Annotated in this window: 16 protein-coding genes; 7 read left to right on the top strand and 9 right to left on the bottom strand. The window is 66.4% G+C overall.

Annotated features, from left to right (window positions below; genetic code table 11):
- Positions 1 to 13: 13 nt before the first annotated feature.
- The 3 genes from A6F68_RS07950 to A6F68_RS07940 are packed head-to-tail and all read right to left on the bottom strand — an operon-like array spanning position 14 to position 3,182.
- The gene (locus A6F68_RS07950) at positions 14 to 997 is read right to left on the bottom strand and encodes an alpha/beta fold hydrolase (protein ID WP_067678296.1); all 984 of its coding nucleotides are present in this window, start codon (positions 995 to 997) and stop codon (positions 14 to 16) included.
- Positions 994 to 1,995 (bottom strand): SO2930 family diheme c-type cytochrome, encoded by a 1,002-nt coding sequence (locus tag A6F68_RS07945; RefSeq protein WP_067678293.1) that lies wholly within the window; start codon positions 1,993 to 1,995, stop codon positions 994 to 996. The genes A6F68_RS07950 and A6F68_RS07945 overlap by 4 nt, the downstream gene beginning before the upstream one ends.
- The gene (locus A6F68_RS07940; protein ID WP_335673609.1) at positions 1,992 to 3,182 is read right to left on the bottom strand and encodes a parallel beta-helix domain-containing protein; all 1,191 of its coding nucleotides are present in this window, start codon (positions 3,180 to 3,182) and stop codon (positions 1,992 to 1,994) included. Before A6F68_RS07940 ends, A6F68_RS07945 begins: the two co-directional genes overlap by 4 nt.
- 119 nt (positions 3,183 to 3,301) lie before the next feature.
- Here A6F68_RS07940 and A6F68_RS07935 point away from each other — a divergent pair, with 119 nt between their 5' ends.
- The 3 genes from A6F68_RS07935 to A6F68_RS07925 all read left to right on the top strand — a co-directional run bounded on the left by A6F68_RS07935 (position 3,302) and on the right by A6F68_RS07925 (position 5,507).
- Positions 3,302 to 3,661 (top strand): hypothetical protein, encoded by a 360-nt coding sequence (locus A6F68_RS07935; protein WP_198152573.1) that lies wholly within the window; start codon positions 3,302 to 3,304, stop codon positions 3,659 to 3,661.
- Between the two features lie 94 nt (positions 3,662 to 3,755).
- Positions 3,756 to 4,544, top strand: a complete 789-nt coding sequence (locus tag A6F68_RS07930) for an SDR family NAD(P)-dependent oxidoreductase (RefSeq protein ID WP_084001757.1) — start codon at positions 3,756 to 3,758, stop codon at positions 4,542 to 4,544.
- A 27-nt stretch (positions 4,545 to 4,571) separates the two neighbouring features.
- Positions 4,572 to 5,507, top strand: a complete 936-nt coding sequence (locus A6F68_RS07925; RefSeq protein ID WP_067678284.1) for a YybH family protein — start codon at positions 4,572 to 4,574, stop codon at positions 5,505 to 5,507.
- Here A6F68_RS07925 and A6F68_RS07920 read toward each other — a convergent pair.
- The 4 genes from A6F68_RS07920 to A6F68_RS14700 are packed head-to-tail and all read right to left on the bottom strand — an operon-like array spanning position 5,504 to position 8,540.
- A complete protein-coding gene (locus tag A6F68_RS07920) occupies positions 5,504 to 6,955 on the bottom strand; it encodes an NAD(P)(+) transhydrogenase (Re/Si-specific) subunit beta (RefSeq protein WP_067678280.1) in 1,452 nt (483 codons plus the stop codon). The genes A6F68_RS07925 and A6F68_RS07920 overlap by 4 nt on opposite strands.
- Before the next feature lie 11 nt (positions 6,956 to 6,966).
- Positions 6,967 to 7,275, bottom strand: a complete 309-nt coding sequence (locus A6F68_RS07915; RefSeq protein ID WP_067678277.1) for an NAD(P) transhydrogenase subunit alpha part 2 — start codon at positions 7,273 to 7,275, stop codon at positions 6,967 to 6,969.
- 3 nt (positions 7,276 to 7,278) lie between these two features.
- Positions 7,279 to 8,403, bottom strand: coding sequence for an NAD(P) transhydrogenase subunit alpha (locus A6F68_RS07910; protein ID WP_067682303.1), 1,125 nt, complete (start codon positions 8,401 to 8,403; stop codon positions 7,279 to 7,281).
- A gap of 11 nt (positions 8,404 to 8,414) precedes the next feature.
- Complete coding sequence (locus A6F68_RS14700; protein ID WP_084001756.1) at positions 8,415 to 8,540, bottom strand: aa3-type cytochrome c oxidase subunit IV; 126 nt, start codon at positions 8,538 to 8,540, stop codon at positions 8,415 to 8,417.
- Positions 8,541 to 8,707: 167 nt separating this feature from the next.
- Between A6F68_RS14700 and A6F68_RS07905 the strand changes: the two genes are divergently transcribed.
- From A6F68_RS07905 to A6F68_RS07895, 3 genes are all read left to right on the top strand, one after another.
- Positions 8,708 to 10,126: a sigma-54-dependent transcriptional regulator gene (locus A6F68_RS07905; RefSeq protein WP_067678274.1), complete on the top strand. Its 1,419-nt coding sequence runs from the start codon at positions 8,708 to 8,710 to the stop codon at positions 10,124 to 10,126.
- A 48-nt stretch (positions 10,127 to 10,174) separates the two neighbouring features.
- Positions 10,175 to 10,942: an SDR family NAD(P)-dependent oxidoreductase gene (locus A6F68_RS07900; RefSeq protein ID WP_067678270.1), complete on the top strand. Its 768-nt coding sequence runs from the start codon at positions 10,175 to 10,177 to the stop codon at positions 10,940 to 10,942.
- A gap of 62 nt (positions 10,943 to 11,004) precedes the next feature.
- Positions 11,005 to 11,520: a hemerythrin domain-containing protein gene (locus A6F68_RS07895; RefSeq protein ID WP_067678267.1), complete on the top strand. Its 516-nt coding sequence runs from the start codon at positions 11,005 to 11,007 to the stop codon at positions 11,518 to 11,520.
- An 11-nt stretch (positions 11,521 to 11,531) separates the two neighbouring features.
- On the opposite strand, the gene folP is transcribed toward A6F68_RS07895, so the two are convergent.
- Complete coding sequence (folP, locus tag A6F68_RS07890; RefSeq protein WP_067678264.1) at positions 11,532 to 12,644, bottom strand: dihydropteroate synthase; 1,113 nt, start codon at positions 12,642 to 12,644, stop codon at positions 11,532 to 11,534.
- Between the two features lie 367 nt (positions 12,645 to 13,011).
- Between folP and A6F68_RS07885 the strand changes: the two genes are divergently transcribed.
- Positions 13,012 to 14,049, top strand: coding sequence for a hypothetical protein (locus A6F68_RS07885; RefSeq protein WP_157096689.1), 1,038 nt, complete (start codon positions 13,012 to 13,014; stop codon positions 14,047 to 14,049).
- A gap of 9 nt (positions 14,050 to 14,058) precedes the next feature.
- Here A6F68_RS07885 and A6F68_RS07880 read toward each other — a convergent pair whose 3' ends face one another.
- Complete coding sequence (locus A6F68_RS07880) at positions 14,059 to 15,186, bottom strand: site-specific DNA-methyltransferase (protein ID WP_067678259.1); 1,128 nt, start codon at positions 15,184 to 15,186, stop codon at positions 14,059 to 14,061.
- Positions 15,187 to 15,303: the final 117 nt, after the last annotated feature.

The following is a 15,303-nucleotide window of genomic DNA, read 5'->3' as shown; positions in this document are numbered from 1 at the left end:
AGAGGCTAGCGCGTCAATCGGCGGTGCGTCCAGCGACGGCGGGTTCTGCGGTGGGGGTAAGCGTGCCCAACCACGCGCGCAGGTCGGCGAGGCTCTGCTCGGGCGCCTCCTCCATCGGAATGTGCCCGATTCCGGGATAGTGGACGAGCTGCGCATCGGGCAGGTGGTCCATGTACCATCCTGCCGCTTCATAGGGGATCAGCGAGTCCTCCTCGCCCCACATCACCAGCGTCGGCGCGCGGATCCCCGCCACCTGTTGCGGGGTGAACTGCTGCCAGCCGAGCGAGAAGCGCGCCATCGTCGCGTCGCGATTGCCGGGATAGCGGGCGAGCTCCCAGTACCGGTCGACCGCTTCGGGCGTCACGATCGACTGGTTCGCTACGCTTTGCCTGAGGCTTCGCTCGACGATCGAACGCGGCATGATCTGGAACGCGACGGGCGCCACGACCGGCATGCGCGCTAGAGTGAAGGCCAGGTTGCCCCCGCCTTCGCGGCGGATCGCGGCACCGCCCGCGTCCACCAGTACCAGTCCCGCAAGCCTTTCGGGATGCTTCATCGCGTATCGCGCGGCAATCGCCCCGCCCATCGAGTTGCCGGCGAGCACGAACCGGTCGAGTCCCAGCTTGTCGGCCACCGCGTCGACATCGGCGACGAAGCGGTCGGTCCGGTAGTCGCCATCGGGCGCGCCGCCCGTCAGCCCGTGGCCGCGCTGGTCGTACCGGATGACCCGGTAGTCGCCCTTGAGGCCATCGACCCATTGCTGCCACGTGTGGAGGTCCGCGTTCGAGCCGTGGAGCAGCACGATCGCAGGCGCATCACGCGGGCCCTCGTCGCGCAGGTGCACCCTGGGGCCGCTGGCGAGCTCGACGAATCGCGAGGGCGCCGCGCCGTACTTCGCCCGCATTTCCCCTGGGTCGGTATCGGGAGTCCGGAATACGAAGAACGCGAGCAGCAATGCCGCGACGATGATCGCGATAATCTTGACGAAGCGCCTCATAGCCCCCTGATCCAGCGTTCGACGGCGCCGAGGCCCTCCTTGTCGATCGTGGACTTGCCGAGTTCGGGCATGGCCACCCCGCCCTCGAGGCTGCCCATCCGGTAGGTCAGGATCGACTGCTCGGGATGCCCAGGCACCACGCCGAACAACAGGTCGCCAGCCCCGCGGCCTGCAGCGACGGGCCGTTTCATGATGCCGAGAGCCTTGGGATCGGTTTGCTCCCAGCGCAGGTCGAGACCCGAGTTCGATGCCGTTGCCCCCGGCCGGTGGCAATGCGCGCAATTGACGTCGAGATAGCCGCGGGCGACCGCATCGACGGGTGCCTTGGCGCGCTCTTCCCACAGCGGCACGAGCGCCGCGACTTCGGGCGCCTTGTCGATCAGGCCCGCGCTCGCGAAATCATCGAGCCATCCGCGCGACAGGTTGCGCGCCTTGGGACCGATGGGCACGACCTTGCCTTCGAGCCCGTGACATTCCTTGCACTGGTTCTTGTTCGGCACCCGGTATTCGATCGATTCTCCGGCAGGGGTCACGACCGGCACGCGCGCACCGGCGATGGCCAGGGTGGCTTCGGTCTGCTCGGCATTCCACAGATACGGCAGCGCGATCCACCCGTCTGCGCGGTGCAGGAGGACGCGGGTCTCGATGAGCCGGCGTTCCCCGTTCTCGGTGAAGGCAAACGTCTTGATGAGCGCCGAGCCGACCGGCAGGTCGAGCAACCCCTCGCCGCGCGCCTTGGCTTGCTGTCCGAACGGCACATAGGCGAAGCGCAGCTTGTCGGCCCCGTCGGAATAGAGCGGGGTATTGAGGCGGTAGGGCATCACCCGCTCGGACGGCAGCTGCTCGGCCGCGTCGGCGAAGAAGCCGAATGCCGACAATGTCCGGGGCATGGAGTCGCCCTGGATCACCGCGTCGCTCGGCGCAGGCGTGTCGCGCGCGGTCGCCATCGCCGCCGCGGCTGCCGCCAGCGCCAGTCCGAGAATGGCCGAACGGATCATTTGAGGCGCGCGTCGAGCTCCGCGGGCGCGCCCGCCGTGGCCCGGTCGACCGCGTCCGCATAAGCGGCAAACCGTGCAGGTGCCGGACGGGCATCGTCGGGGCCCTGACCCTGCTTGGTCAGCGCGAGGGTCCAGCCCGCCAACGCCGGATCGACCGTGATCGCCCCTTCGCCCAGGCCGTCCCACATGACCGCCGGCAGAGCGCCGCCGAACATCGCGACGAGCTGCTCGCCGCCGCCGATCTGCGGCTGGGTGCCATTGCCGCTCGCCCGGTTGGGGCCGATCGCCACCTTGCGGGGATAGGGATTGTACCGCGCATCCTCGAAGGCGAGCGGATAGGCGACGACCATGATCCCGGACGTCGGATTCCCGGTGATCGTGTTGTGCTCCACGGTCACGGCATCGTTCGCCATGACCATCACGCCGGTCCCCCGGCGCACCCCGGCGACGATGTTGCCGGGCGGAGCGAAATTGGGCGTGTCGTTGTCGACGACGAGGTTGTCGCGGACGAGTACGTTGCCTCCGCCCATCACCGGCAGGCTGGGCAGGTCGAACACGAGGATGCCGCCGGTGTTGCGGGTAACGAGGTTCGCTTCGACCAGCGCGTCGCGGCTGTTCTCGATCTCGATTCCTGCGACGTTCGCCTCGGCAAGCGAATTGCGCACGGTGATCCGGCGGCTCTGGCCCACGTAGATTCCCGCATCGGAGGCGCCCGAAACCTGTACCCCGTCGATGAGGACGTTCGTGCACTCTACCGGGTAAATGCCATAGGCGCCGTTGGTCGACAGCGGCCCGCCGGTCCAGGTCACGCGTACCCGGTGGTAGACGATGTCGTCCGCGCCCTTCGACTTGATCCCGTCGCCCTTGGGGTTCTCGATCGCGAAGTCGCGCAGGGTCACGCCGTCGCTGGTGACCAGCAGTCCTTCGCCCGCGCCCTTCTGAGCGGTAAAGTCGAGCACGGTGGTATCCATGCCCGATCCGCGCACGGTCACCCGGTCGACATCGAGACTGAGACCGTCATCGAGTGCGAAGCGGCCCGCGCCGAGTACGATCTCGTCGCCCGGTTCGGCCAGGATCAGGGCCTCCTGCAGACGGGTCTGCGCACCGTCGCCGGCGGCGACCTCATGCGTGGCGGCATACAGGGGCGAAGCCGCGGCGCTCAGAGCCAGGGCGGCAAGACAGGTCATCCTCATGGGTCGCAGGCTGCAACTGACCGCCATGTAAGTCAATCCGCCAGAGCCCTTGCACGACTCGCAATCGGGGAGCATCCTCAGCAGGTTACAGCACCGGAGCAAATGCCATGCGCATGAAACTGCTTGCGGGGGGGATGCTGCTGACGCTCGCCGCCCCCGCTCTGGCCGAGAACTGGGATTTCGTGCTCGTCAACAAGACCGGCAAGACGATCAAGATGGTCGAGGTATCGGTCGCCGGATCGGGCGACTGGAAAAAGGACAAGCGGGAAGAAGACCAGGGCCCCGGGACGATCAAGCCCGGAGACGACTACACCGTCCACTTCGAAAAGGACCCCAAGGTTTGCAAGTACGACGTGCGCATGACCTTCGAGGGAGACGAGACGCCGATCATCTGGACCGGGTTCGACACCTGCAAGTTTGCCTTTGGTGACTTCGCGCTCAACGGCGGGACGCCGTCGGTCAAGGGCACCTAGACAGTAATTCGCTTGCCAATTCCCCGGCAATGGGGAAGCTGGTGACGTCGCAGGGTTCGCATCCCCGCCCGGCCGACATCGTCTGCCGCGCCAAATGATGGTGAACGCGATGTCGGACTTCAACGGCAAGGTCGTCCTCATAACCGGTGCCACTTCGGGCCTGGGCGCCACGGCAGCGATCCAGCTGGCAGCGAAGGGCGCGAAAGTCGCGATCACCGGCCGGCGGCAGGAACAGGGCGATGCGATGATCGCCCAGATCGAAGCAGCTGGCGGAGAAGGTCTGTTCATCCGGGGCGATGTCACCGTGCAGGCCGACGTCGACGCGATGGTCGCTCGCACGGTCGATCGCTGGGGCCGGCTCGACGGGGCGGTCAACAACGCGGGCGTGACCGGCGGTGTGTTCATCCCCGTTGCCGAGTTCACCGACGACGACTGGAACAGCGCGATCGACATCAATCTGACGGGCGTATTCAGGTCGATGCGCGCGGAAATCCCGGCCATGCTGGCCAGCGGCGGCGGGTCGATCATCAACATTTCGTCGGCCTATGGACTCAACGGCGGCGACATCGGCAACTGCGCCTACGTATCAAGCAAGTGGGGTGTGATCGGCCTCACCAAGACCGGCGCGATCGATTACGCCCGGGAAGGCATCCGGGTGAATGCCATCTGCCCGGGATACTGCCATTCGGAAATGGTCGACCCGTACTACGAGGCCGAGCCGGCGCTATTCGAAAAGCTGCTCGAACGGTACACCGCGACCGGCAAGATCGGCGAAAGCCATGTCATTGCCGACGCGATCGAGTTCCTGCTGTCCGACAAGGCGAGCTTCGTCAGCGGGATCGCCCTGCCCGTACAGGGCGGCGACCACTCGCGCCTCTATTGATAACCTCGCGGGTTCGGAGCTGGCCGCATGACTCTCGAGGACCTGAACTACATCGCGCAGATCACGGCCGCGCTGGCGGTCGTCGCGTCGTTGCTGTTCCTGGGCATCCAGACGCGCCAGAACACGAAAGTGATGCGCGCCAAGGCCGCCTGGGACGCGCAAAACTCGTTCGTCGCGATCAACGACCAGTTATCGGACGGCGGTCCTCTGAGCGAGATCATGTATCGCAACCTGACCGGTACGGCGCCGGTCACTGACTACGAGAAGTACCTGATCCACCGGTTCATGCGGGCGTTCCTCCAGCGGCTCGAGGCACAGTTCGCGCTCTACCAGCACGGTATCCTGGGCGAGGAATTGTGGACGCTGCGTCGCGGCTATGCTCGGTCGGTGATGGCAATCCCGCTGGTCCGTGAAATCTGGGAGGCCGACAAGAGCAACTCCATGCTGACCCGGGGGTTCATCGCCGAAGTCGAAGGCGGTCCGGCATCGCCTGCTCCGGTTTTCGCCGGCATCGATCCGGTCGGGAAACCGGACAGCGAGCAAGAGCGGCCAGATACCGCGGACTTCGATACTTTCGTCGCGGCGTACCAGCAGGGCCTCCAGGGTATGGTGCAGGGCGACAACTCGGCGGTGATGGCGCTCCAGTCGCGAATGCCCGACGTGACGCTTGCCAATCCCCTCGGGCCGCCGATTGTGGGGCTGGACCGTATCGTCCAGGAGTCGGCGCGCGTTGCGCGTTTCTATGCCGGCGGCAGCGTATCATTCGAAGAGGTCGTGCGCTACGTCGCGGAGGATTTCGCTTGGCTGGTGTGGTTCGAGCGCGTTGAAGCCAAGCGAGCGGATAGCGGGGAAATCGCCCGCCGCTCGCTACGAGTAACGACTATCGTTCGCCGCGAAGAAGGCGAATGGCGGATCGCGCTGCGGCACGCCGATACGATCGGCGCTGAGCCGAAACCCGCCTAGTCGAACGACTTGACGATGTCCTCGACCATCTTCTTCGCGTCGGCGAGCAGCATCATCGTCTGGTCCATGTAGAACACGTCGTTGTCGACGCCGGCGTAGCCCACGCCGCCCATGCTGCGCTTGATGAAGAACACCTGCTTGGCCTTGTCGACGTCGAACACCGGCATGCCGTAGATCGGCGACGACTTGTCGGTCTTGGCCGCCGGGTTCACCACATCGTTGGCGCCGATGATGAAGGCGACGTCGGCTTGTGCGAATTCGGAGTTGATGTCCTCGAGCTCGAAGACCTTGTCGTAGGGGACCTGCGCTTCCGCCAGCAGCACGTTCATGTGCCCGGGCATGCGCCCCGCGACCGGGTGAATCGCAAACTTCACCTCGACACCCTTTTCCTCGAGCATGTCGGTCATCTCGCGCAGTGCGTGCTGCGCCTGGGCGACCGCCATGCCGTAGCCGGGGATGACGATGACCTTTTCCGCCTGCTCGAGCATGAAGGCCGCGTCGGCCGCGCTGCCGGTCTTGTAGGGGCGCTGCTCCTTCGCCTCGCCCGCGATCGCCGCGTCCGCGCCGAAGCCACCCGCGATCACGGAGATGAAGCTGCGGTTCATCGCGCGGCACATGATGTAGCTGAGGATCGCGCCCGAACTGCCGACCAGCGCGCCGGTGATGATCATCGCGGTGTTGTGCAGCGTGAAGCCCATCGCTGCCGCGGCCCAGCCCGAGTAGCTGTTGAGCATCGAGACAACGACCGGCATGTCCGCCCCGCCGATCGGGATGATCAGCAGGAAGCCGATGACGAAGGCCGCGGCGAGCAGCGCCCAGAACAGCCAGCCTTCGCCCGCCCCCGCATCGTTCGACACGGCATAGAGGGCGGTTGCGCCGAGGATTGCCACCAGGGTGCCGAGATTGATCACGTGTCGCCCCGGCAACAGGATCGGTGCCCCGCTCATGTTGCCGTTGAGCTTGGCGAAGGCGATCACCGAGCCCGAGAAGGTGATTGCACCGATCGCCGCGCCCAGCGCCATCTCGACCCGGCTGACTGCGAGGATGTTGCCGTCCATCCCGAGAATGCCGAACGCGCCCGGATTGAGGAACGCCGCCACCGCGACGAGCACCGCCGCGAGGCCGACCAGCGAGTGAAACGCGGCGACAAGTTGCGGCATCGCGGTCATCGCGATCCGCTGGGCGATGACCCAGCCGATCCCGCCACCGACCACGATCGCGCCAACGATTTCAGGCAGAGAGGCAACGTCGTGCGTCACCAGCGTCGTCACCACCGCGATCAGCATGCCGACCATGCCGTAGCGGTTGCCCGCACGGCTGGTCGCCGGGCTCGACAGCCCGCGCAGCGCGAGGATGAAAAGGACGCCGCTCGCGAGATAGGCCAGCGCCACCCACGGGCTCACCGCGTGCGCCGCGTCGGCCGCGACCGACAGGTCGGTGGTCTGCATCGGGGCGAGGCTCACGCCTTCTTCTCCACCTGCGGCGCAGGCTTGTCCTTCTTCTTGTACATCGCGAGCATCCTCGCGGTCACCGCGAAGCCGCCGAAGATGTTCACGCTCGCCAGCGCCACCGCCAGCAGCCCGAGCCACTTCGCGCTCGGACTACCCGCCGCCGCGCTCGCTATGAGCGCGCCGACGATGATCACCGAGCTTATCGCATTGGTCACCGCCATCAGCGGCGTATGCAGCGCCGGTGTCACCGACCAGACGACGTAATAGCCGACGAAGCACGCCAGCACGAAGATCGACAGGATCGAAATGAAATCCACTGCTCAGCCCCCCTTGAGCCGTTCGCTCACCACTTGGCCGCCCCGCGTCAGCCGGATGGCGTCGCCGATTTCCTCGTCGAGCACGGGCCTTCCCGCTTCCTTGTCCCAGAATGCGGAGAGGAAGTTGAACAGGTTGCGCGCGAACAGCGCCGATGCGTCGGCGGGCAAGGTCGCGGGTGTGTTCGAATAGCCGATGATCTTCACGCCGTGCTTCTCGGTTACCTGGTCGGCCACCGAACCCTCGACGTTCCCGCCCTGCGCCACCGCGAGGTCGTAGATCACGCTGCCGGGCTTCATCGTCGCGATCTGCGCGTCCGACACCAGCCGCGGCGCGGCGCGGCCGGGAATCAGCGCTGTCGTGATCACGATGTCCTGCTTGGCGATGTGGCTGCTGACGAGTTCTGCCTGCGCGGCCTTGTATTCGTCGCTCATCTCGCTGGCGTAACCGCCGGCCCCCTCGCCCTCGATCCCGGCGACGGATTCGACGAATATCGGCTTCGCTCCCAGCGATGAAATCTGCTCTTTCGTCGCCGAACGCACGTCGGTTGCCGAGACTTGCGCACCCAGCCGGCGCGCGGTCGCGATCGCCTGCAGGCCCGCGACGCCGACGCCCATCACGAAGACCCTGGCCGCCTGGATCGTGCCCGCGGCGGTCATCATCATCGGGAAGGCGCGGCCATAGGCGTCAGCAGCGGCGATCACCGCCTTGTAGCCCGCGAGGTTCGATTGGCTCGACAGCACGTCCATCGATTGCGCACGGGTAATGCGCGGCATGAACTCCATCGAGAGCGCCTCGAGCCCCGCACTGGCGTAGGCGTCCACCCGGTCGCGCTGGCCGAAGGGATCGAAGGTCGCCGCGACCCAGGCTCCCGGATTGGCGCCCGAAAGCGCCGCCACGTCGGGGGCCTGCACGCCCATCACGATGTCGGCACCCTTGACCACTTCGGCGGAAGAACGAACTTCCGCACCTGCTTCGGCGTAGGCCGCGTCGGGAATGCTGGCAGATACGCCGGCCCCGCTTTCGACCGCCACGGCGGCGCCGAGGCCGATGAATTTCTTCGCCGTTTCGGGCGTCAGCGCCACCCGGGTCTCGCCCGGAGCGGTTTCCTTGAGGACGGCGATCCGCAGCGGGATGACCGTCACTCGGCGATGGCGATGATGATGAGGATGGTAAGGATCGCGATCAGCGGAACCGACCACTTCAGCAGCGTGATGAAACCGCCGTAGGTGCCCTTGTGCGCCTTCATGTCATTGCCGGTTGCCATAGTATTCACTCACCCCAGAATTTTCGGATTGCGCGGCGGTCCTATCGCGCCCCGCCCGCCCGCTCAAGCCCGCTGAGGCCTCTTGCGCGGAGCTTTTCCCTCTTAAGCGGACCTTTACCCCTGTCCCCTATTGGGTCGGTCTGTTTCGGGACGGGACACATGGGACAATGACCGACGGCGAAAACCGCCTGCTGATGCTGATCGACGACGAACCGGCGCAAAGCCGGCTCATCACCGCGCTCGCCGCGCGCGAGGGCTGGCGCACTATCGTGGTGGGCGATTCGGAAACCGCGATCGCCACGCTCGGCACGCGCCAGGGGATGCAGCTTTCCGCGATCATCCTCGACCAGTGGGTACCGGGCGACGACGCCTGCCGCCTGATTGCGGAATTGAAGGCGCGCCGCCCCGCCCTTCCGATCCTGATGCTCACCGCCAGCGCCTCGCCGCTCCTCGCGGTCGAGGCGATGCGCGCGGGCGCCAACGATTACATGATCAAGCCGGTCGCACCCGACCGCCTGATGCATGCGCTGCGCACCGCCGCCAAGCGCGAGGCTCCGCGCGACGAGCTTCAGCCGCTGACCGAAAAGCTGGGAACGGTTCTCGATTTCGATGCGATGATCGGCACCGCGCCCAATTTCCGCGCAGCGCTCGCCAAGGCGGCGAAGTCGGCGCGCGGCCACGGCAACGTGCTCATCGAGGGTGAGAGCGGGACCGGCAAGGAAATGCTGATACGCGCGGTGCACGCCGCCAGCCCCCGCGCGAAGGGCCCGTTTCGCCTGATCAACGCCCGCTCGGTGCCCGCCAACTCGATCGAGTCGGTCCTGTTCGGGCACGAGCAGAACGCCTTCCCGGGCGCCTTCGAACGGCAGGTCGGCGCGATCCAGCAATGCGACGGCGGCACCCTCGTGCTCGACGAGGTCGACCGCCTGTCGATGGACGTGCAGGAGCGCCTCGCCGAAGTGCTCTCGACAGGGGTCGTGCGCCCGATCGGCGCGCGCCACGGCTTCAAGATCGATGTGCGGGTGCTGTCGGCCAGCAACCTGCCGGTGCAGTCGCTCGGCGATGCCGGCTTCTTCCACCCCGCGCTGCACGAAGTCCTTGCCCCGACCACGATCACCCTGCCGCCGCTGCGCGAACGCACCGGCGATATCCAGGCGCTGGCCCGCCATTTCCTCACCCGGATCGGGGAGCAGCCGGGCCTTCGCAGCCTCACGATCACCGACGGCGCGCTTGCGCTTCTGGCGGCGTTCGACTGGCCCGGCAACGTCCGGCAGCTCCAGGCGGTCTTGTTCCGCGCGGCGGTCTTCTGCGACGGCGATGCCCTGACCTCCGACAGCTTCCCGCAACTCTGCGAAATGCTCGGCGAGACGGTGGAGACGCGCGACCCCCGGCAGGACGGCGTCGGCGTGATGCTTTACACCGAGGACGGCAACCTCCGCAGTCTCGAGGACATCGAGGCAGACGTCATCCGCCTCGCCATCGGGCACTACCGCGGACGCATGACCGAAGTCGCGCGGCGGCTCGGCATCGGCCGGTCGACGCTGTACCGCAAGCTTGGCGACTTGGGGATCGACAACGCGGCCTAAAGGCCGCGGGGGCATCGACAACGCCGCCTGACGCGCTAAGCGGCGGGCATGACCGAACCCGCCCTCGATTTCTCCGGCCGTTCCGCACTCGTCACCGGCGCCGGCTCCGGCATCGGCGCAGCCGTTGCCCGCTGGCTCGATGCACACGGGATCGCGACGCTCCATCTCGTCGACGTGAATGCCGAGGGCATGGCCGCGCTCGACCTTTCGTGCGAAGTCCACCGGCATGTCCACGACGTTTCCGACCCCCAGTTCTGGGGCGGTTTCGAGCGGGCGGCAGGCACGCTCGACCATGCGGTCGTGAACGCCGGGATCGCGCTCGGCGGCGCTCCGATCGCGGAGCAGACGTTCCAACACTGGCGCAGGGTCATGGCGGTCAACCTCGACGGGGCATTCCTGACCCTGGCAGCGGCCTTGCGACTGATGCAGGCGAACGGCGGCGGGTCGGCTGTCGTCACCAGTTCGATCACCGCGATCAAGCCGGTGCCGGGCATCGGGGCATACGGCGTATCCAAGGCCGGCGTCGCGCACATGACCCGTATCGCCGCGGCGGAAAACGCGGCGCGCGGCATCCGGGTAAACGCCGTGGCTCCGGGCGGGGTCGATACCGCCATCTGGGATTCGGGCGAGGCGTTCCGCAAGGCGGTCGAGGACCATGGCCGCGAAGGCGCGATAGCGGCGATGGGTGCGGGCACGCCGCGCGGCCGCTTCGCCACCGCAGACGAGATAGCGGGCGACATCGGCTATCTCCTCAGCGACATGGCCGCCAACGTCACCGGCGTGGTGCTCAATACCGACGGGGGCTTTTCGCTCTAGCGGAACTCCCGCGCCCCTTCCCCGTTCGGTCCACAAGCATCCGCAACAGGGAATTTTCCGCAATGGACATCGTCGACTGCATCCTAGCCGACCACGACCGCCAGCGGCGCATGTTCGCCGCGCTCGACGAAGCGAAGGACGACCCCGAGGCGCTCGGCAAGATTTTCGCCAAGCTCAAGAACTTCCTTGAGGCGCATGCAGAGGCAGAGGAGAAGTTCTTCTACCCCACCCTGCTCAAGAAGGGCAAAGGCGCGCTCGATTCCGACAGCGCCGAGGAGACGACCGAGGACGCGATCGACGATCACAACAAGATCGCCATCGCGGCCGAGGAGGCCATGCGCCACAAGCCGGGTTCGGAAAAATGGTGGCACTGGGTGGACCAGTGCAACTGCAACAACTCGTCGCACATGAGCGAGGAGGAGCGGCAGGGACTGACCGATTTCCGCCGGACGGTACCACTCAAGACGCGGGTCGAACTCGCGATCCAGTACCTTGCGTTCGAGTCAGCGCATGAGGACGAATACGAGCGCGAGGTGAAGGATCCCGAGACCTACATCGAGAATCACGAAGCGGCCTGACTGGCGCGGCGCTAGTCCGCCAGCATCGTGAAATCGGTGAGCGCCGCATCGCGCAGGCCGCGCCATACGTTGCGCGCCTGCACGGTCTCGGCAACGTCGTGCACGCGGACGAGCTGTACGCCGGCGTCCATGGCCCTGACCGCCAGCGCCAAGCTGCCGCCCAGCCGCTCGTGGGGCTCCGCCTCGCCGGAAAGAGCGCCGACCATCCGCTTGCGGCTCCCGCCGAACATCAGCGGCTGGCCGAGCGCGTGGAACAGCGGGAGCGCGTTGATGAGCGCAAGGTTGTCGGCAAGCGACTTGCCGAACCCGATACCCGGGTCGAGCACGATCCGTTCGCGCGCAATACCCGCATCGATCGCGGCATCGCGGCGTTCGGCCAGCGCGTCGAACACGTCGAAAACCACGTTCGCGTAGTCGGCGTCCGCATGGACGTCGTCGTCCGCACCGGGCGAATGCATCAGCACGATCGGGCAGCCGCGCTGCGCCGCGAGCTCCGCCATCGTCGGATCGTGGCGCATCGCGGTCACGTCGTTGAGCATGTGCGCCCCGGCATCGAGCGCAGCCCGCATGACCGCCGCACGGCGGGTGTCGACGCTGATCGCCGCGCCCATCTGCGCGCAGTATTCGACCGCCGGTACGACGCGGGCGATCTCGTCCCCTTCCCAGACCGCCGGTGCACCGGGCCGGGTGCTTTCGCCGCCAATGTCGACCAGCGCCGCGCCCGCCTCCACCATCCCGGCTGCATGGGCTGCGCCGTCTTCTGGCCGGTCGAGGAACTTGCCCCCGTCGGAGAAACTGTCGGGCGTGACGTTGAGTATGCCCGCGATCTGCGGCTGGTCGAGCCGGATCGTCCGCTCACCCAGCTGCAGCGGCGGGTGCGCGGTCCGCAGCGCAGCCCACTGCGCCTCGGCCTCCGCGCCCAACGCTTCGGGCAATCGGGCGAAGGTTTCGGCGGCCCCCCCAGACGTAAAGCGGTGTCGCGCCACGACCCCGCTGTCGCTCCGCACGATAGCCGCGAACCGGTGTGCATAGACCAGTCCGCCCGCGAGCCGGATGCAATCGCCCTCCTCGCTTTGCGGACTCGCCGCGAGGCCGATGGGCATGAGGTAAAGGCGGTCGGTCATCCGAGCCGTCTAGCCCAGCCGATCATCTCAGGCCAAGCGGCGAAGGAACGCGTTCACCATTTCCTGCTAAGCGAGACGGATGTTTCGGTCGCAACGGACCTTTCGCGCAATCGCGTACCTGCTGTGTGGCATCCTCGCTTTCATCCTGCCGATCGTTGCCATTCCTATCTTCGACTTGTCCCTCCGCGCGAGCTCCCCGTGGCGCTTGCTCGGAGTTCCCATCATCGCCGGCTTCTTCGCAATGGCGTATGGCGCAGGTCAACTGGTGAAGGTGATTATCGAACCTCGCGGTTCGGTCGATCCTGGCAGTCGTGACGGCGGGATTCAGTCCAAAGCCGCGAGGCGCAAATTCCCCGCACCCCGCGGAATGATTGAAGAACCGGAATTCGTCTCACCGTTCGCGCTTGCCCATTTCGCGCAAAAGCCCGCTTATGGCCCGCAATTCGATAATGCTGCCAGCGATCGCTACGGCCGCGAGCTTGAACAGATCGCCCGCGTCGAGGGAACGCAGCCCACGCTCGAAGTCGTGCTTTCGCAGCTGGCGCAATTCGCCACGCCCGCCCTGACCGCGGCCGACGAGCAATCGCGTCGCTGTTCGTTCGACTGGTTCGCCTTTGCCGCGGAGGCGTCAGCCATTCGCGCCGATCTGTCCGCCACCGACGATGGCTCGATATTCGCCGCGAGCCTGCGCCTCTCGCACAACAGCGCGAACCGGTCAGCGATACAGCGCCAGTACGAGCGCATCGACGAAAGGCGCCCCGACCCTCCCACGCGCAAGCTGGGAAGACCCGGCGAATGGCGCTCGAGCAGCATCCATTCTCCCATGCGAGCGATGGGTCTCGGGCCGCTGATAGCCTATCCCCGATCCCAGACGCATCCGAACCATCGGGCAGGCAGGGCGCGCGCAGTCCAATTGCGGATGCTTGTCGAATTTCTCGTCGTTCTGCGCTTCATCGAGGCGGTGGAGATGCGAGCGAACCGGTATGGATTGCCGTTCGCAATCCAGCTCGATGCCGGGTCGGAGTATTACAGTGGGCCGGAGGCGCTCTACTCGGCCCAGCCGATGATGGCTCGTTTCGTGGACTGCCGGGTGACCACGGGCGATCCGCGTGCGCGGGAAGCCTTCCGACAATACCGCGAGGACGAGCTCACGCGCTATGACGCAGAGACCGAGAAATTCGCGCTCGCGATGGTCGATACGTATGAACGATACGGCTACTTGCCGTGGCAATGGCTGCCCGAGGACATGGACGAATTGCGGAAACGGTTGGCGGGGGTCCAATGGACCCTCCCGCCCTCGAAATCACCGGATCAGCCCTCGCCAGAAGAAGTGGGCAAGCTGATCGAAATGTTTCGTGCGCAGCGAGCGGGCGACCGGCCAGCTGGCAAGCCGCCGATAGTCTGATTGCTCAGGTCAATCCTCGTTCGCCAGCAGCCAGTCCTGCCGGGCGGCGTCGATGGGTTCGACCTTGCCGCCGCGTTCGAAGTGCCAGAACGACCAGCCGTTGCAGCTCGGCGCGCCCTGGAGGTCCTTGCCGAGACCGTGGATCGACCCGGTGGCCTTCTCGTGCACCAGCGACCCATCGGCACGCACTGTCGCCACCCAGCGGCGCTTCTTGTCGAAAACCTGCGTCCCGGGCGGAATCAAGCCAGCTTCCACTACCGCTCCGAAGGCGACCTTCGGCGCGGCGCGCGCGCTCTGCATCGTCGTCAGCGCGCTTTCGTCGAGCGGCAGCTCCTTCTCGATGCGCTTCGTGGCGACGCCGCGGTAGAATTCCTCGCGCTCGCAGCCGATCCACTCGCGGCCCAGCCGCTTGGCGACCGCACCGGTGGTCCCCGTGCCGAAGAACGGGTCGAGCACCACGTCGCCCTTTTCGGTGGTCGCCAGCAGCACGCGGTAGAGCAGCGCCTCGGGCTTCTGCGTCGGGTGCGCCTTGGTCCCGTTTTCCTTCAGCCGCTCGGCGCCCGAGCAGATCGGGATCACCCAGTCGCTGCGCATCTGGAGCTCGTCGTTCAGCGTCTTCATCGCGCGGTAGTTGAACTGGTAGCGGCTCTTTTCGCCCATGCTCGCCCAGATCAGCGTTTCGTGCGCGTTGGTGAAGCGCGTGCCCTTGAAGTTGGGCATCGGGTTGGTCTTGCGCCAGACGACGTCGTTGAGGATCCAGAAGCCGAGGTCCTGCAGGATCGCGCCGACGCGGAAGATGTTGTGGTAGCTGCCGATCACCCACAGCGCGCCGTCGGGCTTGAGGACGCGGCGTGCCTCGGTCAGCCAGGCGCGGGTAAAATCGTCGTATGCCTTGAAGCTGGAGAACTGGTCCCAATGGTCGGTCACGGCGTCCACGTGGCTGCCGTCGGGCCGGTTGAGGTCGCCCCCGAGCTGGAGGTTGTAGGGCGGGTCGGCGAAGACGAGATCGACCGACGCATCGGGCAGCCGCCGCATGGCTTCCACGCAATCGCCCGGCAGGATCCGCCCGATCGGCAGGTCCACCGGGGCTTCCGGCGCGCGCCGCGCGCGGACCTTCGTGGTCTCGATGACCCCCATCCTTCATTCCCCCTGATTCAACTTATCCACAGGGTGAGTCCTCGCGGACTCGGCGTCAAGCGGGGAGTTTGGCGCGATATGGTTAACGCGGAATCAACCGAGAAAGAACAGAAGGTG

The sequence above is a fragment of the Tsuneonella dongtanensis genome, from assembly GCF_001698205.1.
Lineage (GTDB): Bacteria > Pseudomonadota > Alphaproteobacteria > Sphingomonadales > Sphingomonadaceae > Tsuneonella > Tsuneonella dongtanensis.
Note: the sequence above shows the minus strand (reverse complement) of the source record. Positions and strands in the feature narration are given on the sequence as shown.

Excerpts from the sequence above, each read along its gene's own strand:
- A6F68_RS07895 (WP_067678267.1), top strand. The coding sequence starts at position 11,005 with ATGGACATCGTCGACTGCATCCTAGCCGACCACGACCGCCAGCGGCGC.
- A6F68_RS07935 (WP_198152573.1), top strand. The coding sequence starts at position 3,302 with ATGAAACTGCTTGCGGGGGGGATGCTGCTGACGCTCGCCGCCCCCGCT.
- A6F68_RS07920 (WP_067678280.1), bottom strand. The coding sequence starts at position 6,955 with ATGCAGACCACCGACCTGTCGGTCGCGGCCGACGCGGCGCACGCGGTG.
- A6F68_RS07905 (WP_067678274.1), top strand. The coding sequence starts at position 8,708 with ATGACCGACGGCGAAAACCGCCTGCTGATGCTGATCGACGACGAACCG.
- A6F68_RS07945 (WP_067678293.1), bottom strand. The coding sequence starts at position 1,995 with ATGATCCGTTCGGCCATTCTCGGACTGGCGCTGGCGGCAGCCGCGGCG.
- A6F68_RS07940 (WP_335673609.1), bottom strand. The coding sequence starts at position 3,182 with ATGACCTGTCTTGCCGCCCTGGCTCTGAGCGCCGCGGCTTCGCCCCTG.
- A6F68_RS07950 (WP_067678296.1), bottom strand. The coding sequence starts at position 997 with ATGAGGCGCTTCGTCAAGATTATCGCGATCATCGTCGCGGCATTGCTG.
- A6F68_RS07930 (WP_084001757.1), top strand. The coding sequence starts at position 3,756 with ATGATGGTGAACGCGATGTCGGACTTCAACGGCAAGGTCGTCCTCATA.
- A6F68_RS07885 (WP_157096689.1), top strand. The coding sequence starts at position 13,012 with ATGATTGAAGAACCGGAATTCGTCTCACCGTTCGCGCTTGCCCATTTC.
- A6F68_RS14700 (WP_084001756.1), bottom strand. The coding sequence starts at position 8,540 with ATGGCAACCGGCAATGACATGAAGGCGCACAAGGGCACCTACGGCGGT.
- folP (WP_067678264.1), bottom strand. The coding sequence starts at position 12,644 with ATGACCGACCGCCTTTACCTCATGCCCATCGGCCTCGCGGCGAGTCCG.
- A6F68_RS07880 (WP_067678259.1), bottom strand. The coding sequence starts at position 15,186 with ATGGGGGTCATCGAGACCACGAAGGTCCGCGCGCGGCGCGCGCCGGAA.
- A6F68_RS07900 (WP_067678270.1), top strand. The coding sequence starts at position 10,175 with ATGACCGAACCCGCCCTCGATTTCTCCGGCCGTTCCGCACTCGTCACC.
- A6F68_RS07925 (WP_067678284.1), top strand. The coding sequence starts at position 4,572 with ATGACTCTCGAGGACCTGAACTACATCGCGCAGATCACGGCCGCGCTG.